Origin of the sequence: Rhodococcus daqingensis (assembly GCF_042665615.1) — a bacterium.
GTDB classification, from domain to species: Bacteria; Actinomycetota; Actinomycetes; order Mycobacteriales; family Mycobacteriaceae; genus Rhodococcus_G; species Rhodococcus_G daqingensis.
The window spans coordinates 321,925-337,070 of sequence record NZ_JBHTCS010000002.1; the positions used below are offsets into that span (position 1 = coordinate 321,925).

General features: G+C 70.5%; 12 protein-coding genes. 2 read left to right on the forward strand and 10 right to left on the reverse strand.

Annotation, left to right across the window (positions count from 1 at the left end):
• Window position 1 precedes the first annotated feature (1 nt).
• The 9 genes from ACFQS9_RS02815 to ACFQS9_RS02855 all read right to left on the reverse strand — a co-directional run bounded on the left by ACFQS9_RS02815 (window position 2) and on the right by ACFQS9_RS02855 (window position 9,655).
• Entirely contained in the window at window positions 2–790 is a 789-nt protein-coding gene (locus tag ACFQS9_RS02815) for an SDR family NAD(P)-dependent oxidoreductase (RefSeq protein ID WP_378401329.1), read from the reverse strand.
• An 87-nt stretch (window positions 791–877) separates the two neighbouring features.
• Window positions 878–1,528, reverse strand: coding sequence for a PaaI family thioesterase (locus ACFQS9_RS02820; protein WP_378401612.1), 651 nt, complete (start codon window positions 1,526–1,528; stop codon window positions 878–880).
• Window positions 1,528–2,400, reverse strand: coding sequence for a MaoC/PaaZ C-terminal domain-containing protein (locus ACFQS9_RS02825; RefSeq protein ID WP_378401331.1), 873 nt, complete (start codon window positions 2,398–2,400; stop codon window positions 1,528–1,530). The genes ACFQS9_RS02820 and ACFQS9_RS02825 overlap by 1 nt, the downstream gene beginning before the upstream one ends.
• Window positions 2,401–2,403: 3 nt before the next feature.
• Window positions 2,404–3,609, reverse strand: coding sequence for a lipid-transfer protein (locus ACFQS9_RS02830; RefSeq protein ID WP_378401614.1), 1,206 nt, complete (start codon window positions 3,607–3,609; stop codon window positions 2,404–2,406).
• 11 nt (window positions 3,610–3,620) lie between these two features.
• On the reverse strand, window positions 3,621–5,810 hold the full coding sequence (locus ACFQS9_RS02835; protein WP_378401333.1) for an acyl-CoA dehydrogenase: 2,190 nt from the start codon (window positions 5,808–5,810) through the stop codon (window positions 3,621–3,623).
• Window positions 5,811–5,893: 83 nt separating this feature from the next.
• Window positions 5,894–7,057 carry a steroid 3-ketoacyl-CoA thiolase gene (locus tag ACFQS9_RS02840; RefSeq protein ID WP_378401335.1) on the reverse strand — a complete coding sequence of 388 codons (1,164 nt, stop codon included), beginning with the start codon at window positions 7,055–7,057 and terminating at the stop codon, window positions 5,894–5,896.
• Between the two features lie 145 nt (window positions 7,058–7,202).
• The gene (locus ACFQS9_RS02845) at window positions 7,203–7,979 is read right to left on the reverse strand and encodes an SDR family oxidoreductase (RefSeq protein WP_378401337.1); all 777 of its coding nucleotides are present in this window, start codon (window positions 7,977–7,979) and stop codon (window positions 7,203–7,205) included.
• Between the two features lie 92 nt (window positions 7,980–8,071).
• Window positions 8,072–8,953: a GNAT family N-acetyltransferase gene (locus tag ACFQS9_RS02850; RefSeq protein WP_378401339.1), complete on the reverse strand. Its 882-nt coding sequence runs from the start codon at window positions 8,951–8,953 to the stop codon at window positions 8,072–8,074.
• Window positions 8,954–9,037: 84 nt separating this feature from the next.
• Entirely contained in the window at window positions 9,038–9,655 is a 618-nt protein-coding gene (locus tag ACFQS9_RS02855) for a TetR/AcrR family transcriptional regulator (RefSeq protein WP_378401341.1), read from the reverse strand.
• 124 nt (window positions 9,656–9,779) lie between these two features.
• On the opposite strand from ACFQS9_RS02855, the gene ACFQS9_RS02860 reads away from it, so the two are divergent.
• On the forward strand, window positions 9,780–11,723 hold the full coding sequence (locus ACFQS9_RS02860) for an acetyl-CoA hydrolase/transferase C-terminal domain-containing protein (RefSeq protein WP_378401343.1): 1,944 nt from the start codon (window positions 9,780–9,782) through the stop codon (window positions 11,721–11,723).
• A gap of 98 nt (window positions 11,724–11,821) precedes the next feature.
• Window positions 11,822–13,765 carry an acyl-CoA dehydrogenase family protein gene (locus tag ACFQS9_RS02865; RefSeq protein WP_378401345.1) on the forward strand — a complete coding sequence of 648 codons (1,944 nt, stop codon included), beginning with the start codon at window positions 11,822–11,824 and terminating at the stop codon, window positions 13,763–13,765.
• Between the two features lie 23 nt (window positions 13,766–13,788).
• Here ACFQS9_RS02865 and hsaA read toward each other — a convergent pair whose 3' ends face one another.
• On the reverse strand, window positions 13,789–14,955 hold the full coding sequence (hsaA, locus tag ACFQS9_RS02870; RefSeq protein WP_378401346.1) for a 3-hydroxy-9,10-secoandrosta-1,3,5(10)-triene-9,17-dione monooxygenase oxygenase subunit: 1,167 nt from the start codon (window positions 14,953–14,955) through the stop codon (window positions 13,789–13,791).
• Window positions 14,956–15,146 lie beyond the last annotated feature (191 nt).

Consider the following 15,146-nt stretch of genomic DNA (forward strand, 5'->3'; position numbering starts at 1 on the left):
CTCAGTCCACGTCCGGCGCCCACTGCACGCCGTTGATGTGCCCGCCGCCGTCGACAAACAGCGTGTTGCCGGTCAGGTACCGCGAGTCGTCGCTCGCCAGGAACGCCGCCACCGGACCGATGTCGTCGAGTGGGTCGCCGATCCGGCCCATCGGGTTCGCCGCGGCCATGGTCGCCGCCATCTGCGGGTTGGCGTCGGCCACCCGCTTGTATGCCGCGCTCTGCGCACCCGGGCAGATCACGTTGCAGCACACCTGTTTCGACGCCCATTCGCGGGCGGCGGTGCGGGTCAGCGCGCGCAGTGCCTCCTTGGCTGCGTTGTACGCGACCGAATACATGTGGGCGTTCACACCGTTGAGGCTGGCCAGGTTGATCACCCGCCCGGTGCCCCGCTTCTCGAGCTCCGGGAAGGCACGCTGCATGGCCCAGAACGCGGCCATCACGCCCATATCGAAACCGGCCGTCATGGTGTTCGGATCGGTCTTCTCGATCCGCGCGTAGCCGAATGAGCGCCAGGCATTGTTCACGAGAATGTCGAGTCGGCCGAATTCGGCGACCGCGGCATCCACCATGTCTTCGACCTGCCCGCGATCGGTGACGTCGGTGGGCACGAACGTCGCCCGCACGCCCCAGGTCTCGGTCAGCCACCGGGCGGTGTCCGCACCGGCGTTCTCGTCGACCTCCGCGACCAGTAGGTCGGCGCCGTCGCGGGCCAACGCACCGGCGATACCCCGGCCGATCCCCATTCCGGCGCCGGTCACGATCGCCACCCGCCCGTCCAGCTTGCCCACGAGATTCCTCCTTCGTCGATGCGTCCCGCAGTGGTGCGGATACGGAGAACCCAGGCTCCGTATCCGCACCACTGCGGCGAAGCCGCACTATCGCGGGCGCGGCACACCCGCGTGGATGAACAGCCCCTCGACCGAGACACACACTTCGCCTGCGGCGTTCTTGATGTCACCGACGGTGTGGATCTTGCGTCCGTCCACCGAGATCTGCCTACCGGTGATCGTCAGCGGCTCGAACAGGGGCGTCGGCTTGTGGTACCGCGTGTTCAGCTGCGCGGTCATCCCAGCCTTGCCGCCCCACGCGTTCGCGACACCGAGCACGTGGTCGAGCAGCAACGCGGACACGCCGCCGTGCACGCACCCCGGAGGGCCCTGGTACGGCAGCGTCAGCGTCACCACACCCTGCACCGATCCGTCCTCGAGACCCTCGAGCACCAGGGGCGGCGCAATCGCGTTCTCCGGACCGGTGATCGGGTCGTGGCGGGTGACGCCCTCACCGCTCCACATGTCGATCATCCGCTCGGCCACCTCGGGGGCGTGCTCCTCGAGATGATCGGCAATGCTGTTCAGTTCCTCCGTGACCCTGTCCAGATTCGCGTTGCCACGGTCGGTTCGCAGCATCGCGTCGATGACCCGGCGCGCCGCCGCGGTCGCGCGGTCCACAGGCGCGTCCTGCGGCGCCGACGTCAGCACCGTCCTGTGCGGATGGGTCAGCGCGGTGGGGTGGTCCCCCGACTCCATCACGAGCGGACCTCCATCGTCGCGTGCGTCAGCACCGGCTGCCCGTCCCGCTCGGGACAGGTGGCCAGCAGCGTGAGGGTGTCGCCGTCCCGCCAGACGGCGGTTTCGATGGTCTCACCCGGGAACAGCGACCCGGCGAATCGCACCGAGAACGACTGCACGCGAGTCGGATCCCCGCCGAGGACACCGTCCACGATGGCCTTGCACACGACGCCGTACGAGGCCAACCCGTGCAGGATCGGCCGGTCGAAGCCGGCCATCTTCGCGAATGCGGGGTCGGCGTGCAGCGGGTTCATGTCGCCGCTGAGCCGGTACACCAGCGCCTGCTGCGTGCTGGTCGGCGAGACCATGACCTTGTCGGCGTCCCGCTCGGGAACCGAACTCGTCACCTCGGGCCCGGCATCGCCGCCGAAGCCACCCTCGCCCCTGGCCCAGATCTGCATCCCGGTGGTCCACAACGGGTTTCCGTCGAGGTCGGTGGCGGACTGCTCGAGCACGATCACCGCCGCCTTGCCCTTGTCCCAAACGTCGGCGACGCGGCTGGAGATGCGCGCCGTGCCCGATGCGGGGATCGGGGCGTGCAGCGTGAGCGCCTGCCCCCCGTGCAGGATCTTCCGCAGGTCGATGTCGATGCCCGGCATGTTCATGCCCGCGGGCTTCAGGGTGCCGGCCGAGACGCCCTGGCCCGCGACCATCGCGAACGTCGGCAGGACCCGCAGACCCTTCTCGTACACCCAGCCGAGCTCGGCAGGATCCAACGAGTTCACACCGGCGCCCAGCCCCAGGTGGTAGAGCAGGACGTCCCGCTCGGTCCAGCTGGCCTCGCGGACAGCGGGTTCGGCGGACAGCGCGGCGCTCACATCGATCGGCACGGTCTACGACTCCTTTGAGATGGTCCCGGCCCGGTACAGCGTGACCACGCACGCGCCGCCGAGACCGAGGTTGTGCTGCAGGCCCACGTTGGCACCGTCGACCTGGCGGGCCTCGGCCTTGCCGCGCAGCTGCCACGTCAGCTCGGCACACTGCGCCAGGCCGGTCGCGCCCAGCGGGTGCCCCTTCGAGATGAGGCCGCCGGACGGGTTGACGACCCACTGGCCGCCGTAGGTGGTGGCACCGGACTCGACGAGCTTGCCGCCCTCGCCCGCGCCGCAGAGGCCGAGGCCCTCGTAGGTGATGATCTCGTTGATCGCGAAGCAGTCGTGCAGCTCGATGACGTCGACGTCCTCGATGGTGAGACCCGACTCCGCGAACACCTGCTCGGCCGCGGCCCGCGTCATCGGGGCGCCGACCACGTCGATCATCGACTTCTCGGCGAACGCCTCCGCGGTGTCCGTGGTGAGCGCCTGGGCGACGATCTCGATCGCCTGGTCCTCGAGGCCGCGCTCGCGCACGAAGCGCTCGCTGACGACGATCGCGGCGCCCGCACCGTCGGAGGTGGGCGAGCACTGCGATCGGGTGAGCGGCGCGTGGATCATCTTGTCGTCCAGCACCTGCTGCAGCGTGTACTCGTCACGGAACTGCGCGTACGGGTTGTTGACCGAGTGCTTGTGGTTCTTCACCGCGACGGCCGCGATCTGCTCCGCGGTGGTGCCGTAGCGCTCCATGTGCTCGAGCGCGGCGTTGCCGAACAGCTGCGCCGTCATCGGGCCGCGACCCCAGTCGTGCTTGGCCGTCATGACCTTCAGGTGGTCGTCGAGCGTGGAGACCTTGGGCATCTCACCGGTGCCGGTGAGGGCCGTCTTGGTCATCTTCTCGAAGCCCACCGCCAGCGCGACGTCGACGATGCCGCCCTGTACCCACTCGCGGGCCATCATCAGCGCCGACGAACCGGTGGCGCAGTTGTTGTTGACGTTGACGATCGGGATCCCGGTCAGTCCCGTCTCGTACAGCGCGCGCTGACCGGCGGCGGACGGCTGGAAGACGTACCCGACCGCGGCGCGCTGCACCTGGCCGTACGAGATTCCGGCGTCCGCGAGCGCGGCGCCCACGGCCTCCGAGACCATGTCCGGGTACTCCCAGTCGCGGCTCTCGATCTTCTCGAACTTGGTCATGCCGACGCCGACGACAAAGGTGCGGTTCATACTGATGTCACTCACTTTCCGGGCTCGGGGTCACGTGGGAGCCCCAGGATTCGCTCGCCGATGATGTTCAGCTGCACATTGGTCGTACCACCCGCGATGGACATGCACTGCGAATTGAGGAACATCTGGGTGCCCGACGTCCGCGCCTGGTCGCCGAGCAGGGCCGCCCGTGGACCGGCCCAGTCCATCGCGACCTCCCACACCTGCTGGATGTGCTCGACGCCGAGCAACTTGGCGATCGACGACTCTGCGCCCGGCTGCGCGCCGGTGAGCGAGCGCAGCGTGGTGCGCAGCCCCATCAGTCCGCCGGACTGAGCGTCGCACAACACCTTTCCGAGGACGGTGAGCTGCTCGGCGTCGAGGCCGCCGGGCAGCACGGATGCCAGCTCGAGCAGGGCCTCGCCGCCCGAGCCGAGCGAGGAGTCGTTGGAGAGCGAGACCCGCTCGTTCGCGAGCGTGGTGCGGGCCAGCTTCCAGCCGTCACCGGGCGCTCCGACCAGCCATTCGTCGGGGACGAACACGTCGTCGAGGAACACCTCGTTGAACAGCGCCTCGCCGGTGATCTCGCGCAGCGGGCGGATGTCGAGGCCGCTGTTCTTGATATCGATCAGGAAGTAGGACAGCCCCCTGTGCTTGGGCACGTCACCGTCGGTGCGGGCCAGGCAGATTCCCCAGTCCGCATCGCGGGCCATCGACGTCCACACCTTCTGGCCGTTGAGCTTCCACCCGCCGTCCACCTTGGTGGCCTTGGTGGACAGGCCCGCCAGGTCGGAGCCGGCGCCGGGCTCGGAGAACAGCTGACACCACACGATGTCGCCACGCAGCGACGGCGGCACGAAACGCTCGATCTGCTCGGAGCTGCCGTGCGCGATCAGCGTGGGGATGACCCAGTTGCCGATGATCATGTCGTGCGGCGTGAGCTCGGTTGCCCGCAGTTCCTCGGCGATGACCAGCTGAGTCACGGCGTCGGCGCTCTTGCCCCACGGGGCGGGCAGGTGCGGCGAGGTGTAGCCGCGCTCAGCCAGGTACGCCTTCTGTTCGGCGCCCTCCAGCTCGCGGGCGGGGTTCAGCTCGGCCCGGACGTCGGCGCGGATCCGCTCCGCCTCGGGCGGCAGGTCGAGGCTCAGCACGCGGCGGGCACCCTCGAGCGTGAGGCTCGCGACCCTGCGCTTCCAGGACGCCGTGGAGCCCAGCAGGATCCGCAGCGACTGTGCGCGACGCAGATACAGGTGCGCGTCGTGTTCCCACGTGTAGCCGATGCCGCCGAGGATCTGGATGCAGTCCTTGGTGACCTGGAACGCGGCCTCGGGGGCGACCGCCGCAGCGACAGCAGCGGCAAGCGACGCCTCAGCCGTGTCGGTACCCTCGTCGAGGGCGCGGGCGGCATCCCAGGCGGTGACACGCGCCTGCTCGGTGAGGCTGAACATGCGGGCGGCCTTGTGCTTGACCCCCTGGAACTGGCCGATGACGCGACCGAACTGCTGACGCACCCGTGCGTAGTCGGCGGCCGTCGTGGTAGCCCAGTCGGCGAGACCCGCGGCCTCGGCGGCGAACAGCGTAGCCGCGATGTCGAGGACACGCCGCGAATTCAGGTCCAGCACATCACCATCGGCCAGTCCGAGACCGTCGACGACGACCTCGGCGTTGCGCCGCACCACGTCATGGCTGGGCAGCTCGGTGACCTCGAGGCGGTCCCGCGGCACGAGCACGAAGGCCAGCGAGCCGTTGTCGTCGGCGGCGAGCAGGAACTCCTCGCCCACCTGGCCGCCGAGGACGAGGCCGGACCTGCCCGACAGCGTGACGGTGCCACCGTCGCGAGCGATCGTCAGCCCGCCCGGCTGCAGCGACACCGCGCCGAGCACGGTGCCGTCGGCCAGGTCCGGCAGCTCCGCGGTGCGGCCGGCCGCGTTCAGCACGGCCGAGACGATCACGGTCGGCAGGAACGGCCCTGGCACCATCGCCCGGCCGAGTTCCTCTGCCACGATGGCGGTTTCGAGCAGCCCGTAACCGGCACCGCCCACCTCCTCCGGCAGGTGCAGGCCCAGCATGCCGAGCTCGGCGAGCGAGTCCCAGAACGGGGGACGTGTCTCGCGCTTGGCCTCGACCGCATCGCGGATCGCCGCGGGCGTGGCGTGTCGCGCGGCCCATCCCCGCACGGAGTCGCGGAGTTCGCGGTCCTCGTCACTCAATCCAATGGTCACAGGTAGTCCTTTCAGGCGCTTCGCGCCCGTGCGCGGTTGGTGAGTGTCAGGACTCGCCAACCACGCACAGGCGGCGAAGCCGCTTAGATGCGCTCGATGATGGTCGCGGTCGAGAGGGCGCCGCCCGCGCACATGGTGATCAGCGCGGTGGACCTCTCCGAGCGCTCGAGTTCGTGCAGCGCCGAGGTGATCAGGCGTGCGCCGGTGGAACCGACCGGGTGCCCGAGAGCGATCGCACCGCCGTTGACGTTGACCTTCGCCATGTCGGCGTCGTGCGCCTGCGCCCAGGACAGCACCACGGAGGCGAACGCCTCGTTGATCTCGACGATGTCGATGTCCGACAGCGACATTCCGGTGCGCTCGAGCACCGCGCGGGTGGAGTCGATCGGGCCGTCGAGGTGGTAGTACGGGTCCGAACCGACGAGCGTCGAGGCCAGGATCCGGGCCCGCGGGCGCAGGCCGGCCGCACGGGCCTTGTCCTCGCTCATCAGGAGCACCGCGGCGGCGCCGTCGCTGACCTGCGAGGAGTTCCCGGCGGTGTGGATGCCGCCCTCGATGACCGGCTTGAGTGCGGCCAGGCCCTCGGCCGTGGTCTCGCGCAGTCCGCCGTCGCGGGTCACGGTGGCGATCTCGCCGGTGGGCTCGCCCTCCTTGGTCACGACCGGCGCCTGCACCGGCACGATCTCCCGGTCGAAGCGGCCCTCGGCCCACGCCTGCGCGGCCCGGCGCTGCGACTCCAGGCCGAGCGCGTCGACGTCGCCGCGCTTGATGCCACGCTTGTCGGCGATTCGTTCGGCGGAGGTGAACTGGTCACCCATGTCGATGGTCCAGTCGTCCGGGTACGGGTTTCCGGTGCCGGGCGCGTTGGCCTGGCCGAGGAACACCCGGCTCATCACCTCGACGCCGCAGCCGATGCCCGCGTCGATCTGGCCGGACGCGATCAGTCCGGCGACCATGTGCACGGCCTGCTGAGAGGACCCGCACGCGCAGTCGATCGTTGTCGCAGCGGCCGCAAACGGCAGGCCGGCATGCAGCCAGGCCTGGCGGGTGACGTTGTTTGACTGCTCGCCGGCCTGGGTGACGGCGCCGCCGACCAGCTGGCCGACCTCGGTGGCCGACAGCCCGGTGCGCTCGAGCAGCGCGGCCTGCGCGGTGCCCAGCAGGACGGCGGGGTGGACCCCGGCCAGCTGGCCGCGGCGGCGGCCGATCGGCGTGCGGACCGCGTCGACGATGACGGCTGTGCTCATGACTGCTCCCTGAATGGATGGCGGCGCCTCGCGCCGCAACCGCCCCCGACCGCCGCAGCGGCCCAGGGGCCAGTTTTTGGAATGTATTCTATTTCTGAGGGCCTGGCAATTGCGCGCCGCGCCCCGCCTCGGTGGGGTGCGCCCGCTACCAGACGCCGTCGCCGCGCGTGGTCGCCTCGGCGCCGCCGTCCACGTAGATCGTCTGGCCGGTGATGTGCGAGTTCTCCGGGCTCACCAGCCAGGTCAGCGCGCGCGCAAGCACCTCGGGCTTCGCGTACCCGTTCAGCGGCATCGGGACCGCCTGGTCCATCACCTTCTTCATCGCCGGGTCGTCCAGGATCGGCAGCATCATCGGGGTCAGGACGTTGCCCGGCGCCACCGCGTTCAGCGGGATGCCGGCGTCCGCCCAGCCCGGCGCGATGGCCGTGCGGCGGATCCAGCGCGCCAGCGCCGCCTTGCTCGAGGGGTACAGCCTGCGCGGCTCGCCGCGGTCGACGGCCGCCTGCGCGAGCTTCACCGCGAGCTGCTCGTCACCCGCCAGGCACGCCTCGACCAGCTCGGCGTCGTGCGGCATGGTGCCGGAGATCGACCCGATGACCACCGCGCGGGGCTCGGCGCTCTTCGCGAGCAGCGGACGCAGCGCGGTCAGCAACTCGGTGACCCCGAAGTAGTTGACCCGGACCAGCAGCGGCGTCACCCCGGACAGTCCGGCGCAGGCCACGACCGCATCGATGCCGTCGGGGCAACGCGCGGCGACCGCCGCCGCGGCCGCGACGCGACCTTCGGGGGTGGACAGGTCCGCGGCGATGTCGGCGTCGCGCAGGTCGACACCGATCACCTCGTCGCCGCGCTCGCGCAGCAGTTCGGCGGTCGCCCGCCCGATTCCCGATGCCGAACCGGTGACGACAATCCGTCGCGTCATGATGTTCCTCGCGTCCGCTGGTGGTTTCCCCGGACGTTAGGCAGGTCGTCGAGTCACCGCGGCCACGGTCCCGGTCACCGGAACCGTCGCCCTCAGATCACGCGTTCCCAGCCGCGCCGGAGGGTCGCCAGTCGCCGCCACCCGAGTCCCTCGAGGTACTCGGCCTCCTCGACGTCCTCGTCGCCGAGGGCGATGAAGAGGTTCGCGACGCCGCCCATCCGGAGCCAGTCCGCGGCGGACCCGAGCAGCGCGGTCCTGGCGTCCTCGCCGGCCGGCAGATCGAGCTCGGCCACCTCCGCCCAGCCGGCGAGCCGGAGCAGGGTGCCACCCCGGGTGCAGTCGGCGATCACCTCGAGGCAACCGAGGTCCGTCCCGCCGTCGCCGAGTGCGAATCGGACCCCGTGCGCGCCCACGGATCGCCGAACATCTTCGGGTACAGACGCATCCGGGGTCGGCAGCGTCTCGATTCCGCCGGCATAGAGCATCTCGACCGCGTCCACACGCGACCGGAACCCCGCCTCGGTCAGCGACTCGGCGAGGTGCGGCCAGCAATCCGGTATCCCGACGGTCGCGGGCGTGGGAAGGTCACCGTCGGCGAACACCCTTCTCGCTCCCCATGACTCGATCACCCGCAGCGCCGCGGCCACGAGCGCCGAGGCGGCGTCGGCGTGGCCCGGCCAGCAGACCAGCCAGGCGATCTCGCCCGACCCCCGATAGTCGGACCCGACGTCCGGGGAGTTCCGGTAGCACCGCAGATGCGCCGCGCCGACGACGCGGGAATCCTCCACCACGACGAGCGTTTCGCGGGTCTGGACCCAGGGGTCCGTCACGTACTGACCGGGATCGGCCTCGAGCTGAGCGAGCAGAACCGCGGTCGAGACGGCCCACCCCGGGACGAGGGCCGCGATGTGGGCGTTCACCACCTCGGTGACCTGATGGCGGTCGGAGCGGCGGAACGGACGAATGTGAGGCATGCGGGACTCCATGATCAAGATCCGACGGATCATCGACAGAAGCCACTACCGGTGCGGCACACCGCCGAGCATAGCCTGCCCGTTTCAGCCGTTCGTGCCGGTGAGGTCCGCGAGCAGCAGGTCGCACGCGATCCGCAGGTCGGACTCGATCTCGGGGATCGATGCCCGCCCGTTGAGGCTGGACTGGATCAACCCGAACCACAACGACACGATCAACCTGATCACGGTGGTGTCGCGGACGGACGGCTCCGCGATCCCCGCGGCGTCGAGCAGCTGCGCGTCGAAGTGCTGGTCGATCTTGGCGACGTCGGGGATCGTGGCCGCGTTGGAGGTGGCCGCGGACTGGATCATCGCCGTCGCCAGCATGGGCCTGCGGAGCAGCGCCCTGGTCGCGCGCAGCAGGATCTCGTACACGGCGTCCGCCGGCGAACCGGCGCCCTTCGGCCGCCTCGTCAGCCCGGCGCCCATCTGGTCGATCTGGTCGACCATGACCGCGACGAACAGGTGTGTCTTCGACGGGAAATAGCGGTACAGGGTCCCGATGGCGACGCCGGCCGACTTGGCGACCTCGTGCATCTGGACGCGCTCGAGTTCCTTCTCCGCCGCCAGCACCGCGGCCGCGTCCAGGATGCGGCCGTACCGCGCCCGTTGTTCGACCGAGCTGGGTTCGGCCGCGTCGCGCGCCTCCGCAAGCCTGGGCATGTCTCCCCGCCTTCTGTCCACAATGGTTCCCCGCAGGATAGATCCTGACACCCGGCGCGGCCCATGGACAGCACGTTCCGCTCAGTGGGAGCGCCGGGCGGTTCCGCCTCATAGGCTCACTGCCATGCCAACACGCCCGGAGCCGGTGCAGTTCGATTCGCTCGACGACGCCACGGAATGGCTGCTGACGAAGACCGACGGCGCCCTGCGGGTGGCCGCGCCGCTCGGGCTCGGCAAGCCGCACCGCCTGTTGAACACGCTGTACGGGCGAGTCGAATCCGATCCCGCCCGGCCGCTGCACCTCTACACCGCGCTGTCGCTGGACCCGCCGGCGGCGGGGAACGGCCTGCAGGCCCGCTTCCTCGGCCCGTTCCTGGAGCGGCACTTCGGCGACGACTTCCCGCGGCTGGCCTATGTGCGCGCCCTCAAGCGCGGGGCGCTGCCCGCGCACATCGAGGTCGAGGAGTTCTACCTGCAGTCGGGGGCGCTGCTGGGCGCTCCCCAGGCGCAGCAGCGCTATGCGAGCCTCAACTACACACACGTCGCGCGGGCGCTCGCCGACCGCGGCGTGAACGCGGTGCTGCAGAAGGTCGCCCGCGAACCGGGCGGGACGCGACTGTCGCTGTCCTGCAACACCGACCTGACCTTCGACACCCTCGACGCGATCGCGGAGCGGGACCTGCCACGGCCGATCCTGATCGCCGAGGTCGATCCCGAGCTCCCGTGGATCGGCGGCACGGCATCCGTCGACCCCGACTTCTTCGACGCGGTCCTCACCCCGCCCGGCCCGCACCCCAAGCTGTTCGGCCTGCCTCGCGAACCGGTCACCGACGCCGACTACGCGATCGGTTTCCACGCCAGCACCCTCGTGCTCGACGGCGGGACCCTGCAGATCGGCATCGGCGCCCTGGCCGATGCGCTCTGCCACGCGTTGGCGCTGCGGCACACCGACAATGACACCTACCGCCGGGTGCTGCGCGCCCTCGCGTCACCCCACGCGGAGGATCCGACGCTGGCGCCGTTCGCGGAGGGCCTCTACGGGTGCACCGAGATGATCAACGAGGGCTTCAAGCGACTGGTGGAGGTCGGCGTCGTCCGGCGCAAGGTGGTCGACGACGCCGAGGTGATGGCCCGCGTCAACGCGGGCACGGCGACCGACGACGACCTCGCGACCGTGGAGCGTGACGGCGAATTCCTGCACGGGGCCTTCTATCTCGGATCGCCGGAGTTCTACGACTGGCTGCGCACGCTCCCGGACGGGGATCGCCGCGGCATCGGCATGAAGCGGGTCAGCGAGGTCAACGAGCTGTACGGCGGCAGCGAAACGCTCGAACGGCTGCAGCGCCGCCACGCGCGCTTCTTCAACACCGCCATGATGGCGACCGCGCTCGGCGCCGCCGTATCCGATGCGCTCGACGACGGCCGGGTGGTGTCCGGCGTCGGCGGCCAGTACAACTTCGTCGCGATGGCGCACGCTCTGCCGCAGGCGCATTCGGTGCTGATGCTGCGTTCGGTCCGCGGGACGGGCGGCAAAACCACCTCGAACGTGCTCTGGAACTACGGCCACACCACCATCCCGCGGCACCTGCGCGACGTCTACGTCACCGAGTACGGCGTCGCCGACGTGCGCGGCCGCACCGACGAGGACTGCGTCGCGGCGATGGCCGGTGTCACCGACGCCCGGTTCCAGGCGGCACTGGTCGAGGCGGCCGAACGCAGCGGCAAACTACCGCCCGACTTCGCGCTGCCCGCGCGGGCGACGGGGAACACCCCGGACGGGTTGCGGTCCGCGCTGGCGCCGCTGCGCCACGACGGCACCCTGCCGGACTACCCCCTCGGTAGCGACTTCACCGCAGTCGAGCAGCGCCTGGCGAAGGCCCTGGGCTGGCTCAAGGGCCGGACCGCCGGCCGCGCCGGCAGGCTGCGGACCGTGCTGCGCGCGTTGCCCGGCGGAGCGACCGACGATCACGAGGCCGCCGAGCGGATGTCGCTGCGGAGCCCCACCGGACTCGGCGAGATCGTCGAGTCGCGGCTGCTGGCACTGGCTTTGCGCGAGACCAGGGGCTGACGACGCCTGCTCGTCCGCCGCAAGACAGCCTTCCCAAACCGGCGCCGCGGGAGGATACTCGCCAGTAACAACTGGCACGTCCTTCCAGGAGGCGGATCATGGTTGCACCGGCCCAGGTCACGGAGGAACAGGCGAGAGCGGTCGCCGAAGAGGCCAGGGAGAGCGGGTGGGAGAAGCCCTCGTTCGCCAAGGAGCTCTTCCTCGGACGGCTGCGGCTCGACCTGGTGCATCCCTTCCCCCAGCCGCCGCCCGAGGAGGCGGCCAAGACCGACCGGTTCCTCGCCGAGCTCGAAAAATACTGCGCCACGCTGGACGGCGCGGTCATCGAGCGGGAGGCGTGCATCCCCGACGACTACGTCAAGGGATTCGCCGAGCTCGGCTGTTTCGGCCTCAAGGTCGCCGAGGAGTACGGCGGGCTCGGCCTGTCACAGGTCGCCTACAACCGGGCCCTGATGCTCGCCGCATCCGTGCACCCGAGCATCGGTGCGCTGCTGTCGGCGCATCAGTCCATCGGGGTGCCGGAGCCGCTCAAGCTGGCGGGCACCCCCGAACAGAAGCGGGAGTTCCTGCCCCGCTGCGCGAAGGGCGCGGTGTCGGCGTTCCTGCTCACCGAACCCGATGTCGGATCCGACCCGGCGCGGATGGCCTCCACCGCCACCCCGACCGACGACGGCGACGCCTACGTGCTCGACGGCGTCAAGCTGTGGACCACCAACGGTGTGGTCGCCGAACTGCTCGTGGTGATGGCGCGAGTGCCCAAGAGCGAGGGGCACCGCGGCGGGATCACGGCGTTCGTGGTCGAGGCCGATTCGCCCGGCATCACCGTCGAGCGGCGCAACTCGTTCATGGGCCTGCGCGGGATCGAGAACGGCGTCACCCGGCTGCACCAGGTGCGGGTGCCGGCCGCGAACCTGATCGGGCGCGAGGGCGACGGCCTGAAGATCGCGTTGACCACCCTCAACGCCGGCCGGCTCGCGCTCCCCGCGATGTGCGGGGGCGCCGGGAAGTGGGCGCTCACGATCGCGCGTCAGTGGTCCGCGGAGCGGGTGCAGTGGGGCCGGCAGGTCGGCAAGCACGGTGCGGTCGCCGCCAAGCTCTCGTTCATCGCCGCCACCACCTTCGCGCTGGAGGCGGTGCTGGAGCTGTCCGGACAGATGGCCGACGAGGGCCGCAACGACATCCGGATCGAGGCCGCGCTGGCCAAGCTGTGGGCGAGCGAGATGGCCTGCCTGATCGCCGACGAGCTGATCCAGATCCGCGGCGGGCGGGGCTACGAGACCGCCGAGTCGCTGGCCGCGCGCGGCGAGAGGGCGGTGCCCGCCGAGCAGCTGCTCCGCGACCTGCGGATCAACCGGATCTTCGAGGGGTCCAGCGAGATCATGCGGCTGCTGGTCGCCCGCGAGGCCGTCGACGCGCACCTCGCCGCGGCGGGCGACCTCGCCGACCCCAAGGCGGACCTGCAGCACAAGGCGAAGGCGGCAGTCGGCGCCAGCGGCTTCTACGCGAAGTGGCTGCCGCACCTGGTCGCCGGCAAGGGTCAGCTCCCGACGTCGTACGGCGAATTCGGTGGCAATGCAACGCATCTGCGCTTCGTTGAGCGCAACGCCCGCAAGCTGGCCCGCTCCACCTTCTACGGCATGGCCCGCTGGCAGGCCGGGATGGAGAAGCACCAGGCCTTCCTCGGCCGGGTCGTGGACATCGGCGCCGAACTGTTCGCGATGTCGGCGAGCTGCGTTCGCGCCGAGATGCTGCGCGGGCAGGACCCGAACCAGGGCGATGCGGCGTACGAGCTGGCCGACGCGTTCTGCCAGCAGTCCCGGATCCGGGTCGATCGGCTGTTCGCGGCGCTGTGGGACAACACCGACGACGTGGACCACCGGCTCGCAGGTGCGATCCTCGACGGCCGGTACACCTGGCTCGAGGCCGGGGTACTCGACCAGAGCGAGGGCACCGGCCCGTGGATCTCGCGGTGGTCACCGGGGGCCTCGACCGAGGAGAACGTCGCGCGCAGGTTCCTGCCGTCGACGCGAGCCGGAGGCTAGCCGACGCCGAGCGGCGCGGCCCGTCAGACCAAGTTGTCCTCGACCGGCAGACCGAAGGCGCCGCGACCGTACAGCGCCAGCGCGCGCTCGGCATCGTTGGCCACGTGCACCCCGCCCGCGTGCGCGTCCCGCCAGGCCCGTTCGATGGGATTGCCCCGGTCGAGGGACTGGCCGCCCGCGGTCTTGAAGAGCTGCTCGATGGCGTCCAGCGCCCGTTCGGTTCCGCGTACCTGGTCGCGTCGGGCACGCAGCCGCGGCTGCATCGGGATCTCCTCGCCCGCGGCCGCCAACTCCATCAGGGCCCGGACGTTGCGGTCCATCTGCAGGATCGCGGCGTCGATCTCGGACGCCGCCCTCGCCACGGTCACCTGCGCGAACTTGTCCTCCACGAAGCGGCCGCCGCCGAGGCTGAGCCGCACCCGGTCCCGCATCGTCGACAGGTAGTTCTCGTAGCAGCCCGCGACCACACCGATCACCGGCGCCGCGATCGCGGTGGTGAAGACCGTCGCGAAGGGAATCCGGTACAGCGGGCCGGCATTGACCTGCTGCCCCGGCCCGCGCAGGTTCGACATGTCGTAGTTGTTCATCACCCGGTACGAGGGGACGAACGCTGTGTCCACCGCGATCTCGTTGCTACCGGTGCCCCGCAGGCCGACGGTGTCCCAGATCTCCTCGATCCGGTAGTCCGCGCGCGGCACCAGCAGGGTGATGAAGTCCATCGGCTCGCCCGCGGCGCCGACCCGCAGACCCCCGAGCAACGCCCACTGCGCGTGATCGCACCCCGAGGCGTACCGCCACACACCGGAGAGTTCGTAGCCGCCCTCGACGGGGGTGAGGGTCCCGGTGGGCGCGTAGGAAGAGCACACCAGCACGTCCGGATCGCCGCCCCAGACCTCGGCCTGAGCCCTGTCGTCGTAGAGGGCGAGATGCCACGGATGCACCCCGAGCACGGAGGCCACCCAGCCGGTGGACCCGCAGGCGCCGGAGATCGCGCGGACCACCTCGAAGAAATGCACGGGGTCTGCCTCCGCCCCGCCGTATCGCTTCGGTTGGAGCATCCGGAACACGCCGGCATCGGCGAGTGCCCGGATCGTCGATGCCGAGACCCGGCGGGCCTCCTCGGTGGCCGCCGCCCGTTCGGCGATGCCCGGCAGCAACTCGCGAACCGCCGCGAGAACCTCGTTGTCCATCTGCCCGATGCTATCCGTCCCAGCGCCGGCTGCCGAGGCCCGAACTGGCCGGGAAAGACCAATTCTGCAGGTCAGGACGGTCCCGGCCAGTGAGACCGGGACCATTGCCAGCCGCGGGGCTCATTAGCGTCGGGGCGGTGATCAGTAGGTCTCGCCGCATGCTGGCGACCTCACTCGAAGGGATGGGATGA

What these genes read in the sequence shown, in the direction of transcription:
- ACFQS9_RS02820 (WP_378401612.1), bottom strand. Translation starts at nt 1,528, where the DNA reads ATGGAGTCGGGGGACCACCCCACCGCGCTGACCCATCCGCACAGGACG.
- ACFQS9_RS02860 (WP_378401343.1), top strand. Translation starts at nt 9,780, where the DNA reads ATGCCAACACGCCCGGAGCCGGTGCAGTTCGATTCGCTCGACGACGCC.
- ACFQS9_RS02865 (WP_378401345.1), top strand. Translation starts at nt 11,822, where the DNA reads ATGGTTGCACCGGCCCAGGTCACGGAGGAACAGGCGAGAGCGGTCGCC.
- hsaA (WP_378401346.1), bottom strand. Translation starts at nt 14,955, where the DNA reads ATGGACAACGAGGTTCTCGCGGCGGTTCGCGAGTTGCTGCCGGGCATC.
- ACFQS9_RS02845 (WP_378401337.1), bottom strand. Translation starts at nt 7,979, where the DNA reads ATGACGCGACGGATTGTCGTCACCGGTTCGGCATCGGGAATCGGGCGG.
- ACFQS9_RS02850 (WP_378401339.1), bottom strand. Translation starts at nt 8,953, where the DNA reads ATGCCTCACATTCGTCCGTTCCGCCGCTCCGACCGCCATCAGGTCACC.
- ACFQS9_RS02830 (WP_378401614.1), bottom strand. Translation starts at nt 3,609, where the DNA reads ATGAACCGCACCTTTGTCGTCGGCGTCGGCATGACCAAGTTCGAGAAG.
- ACFQS9_RS02840 (WP_378401335.1), bottom strand. Translation starts at nt 7,057, where the DNA reads ATGAGCACAGCCGTCATCGTCGACGCGGTCCGCACGCCGATCGGCCGC.
- ACFQS9_RS02855 (WP_378401341.1), bottom strand. Translation starts at nt 9,655, where the DNA reads ATGCCCAGGCTTGCGGAGGCGCGCGACGCGGCCGAACCCAGCTCGGTC.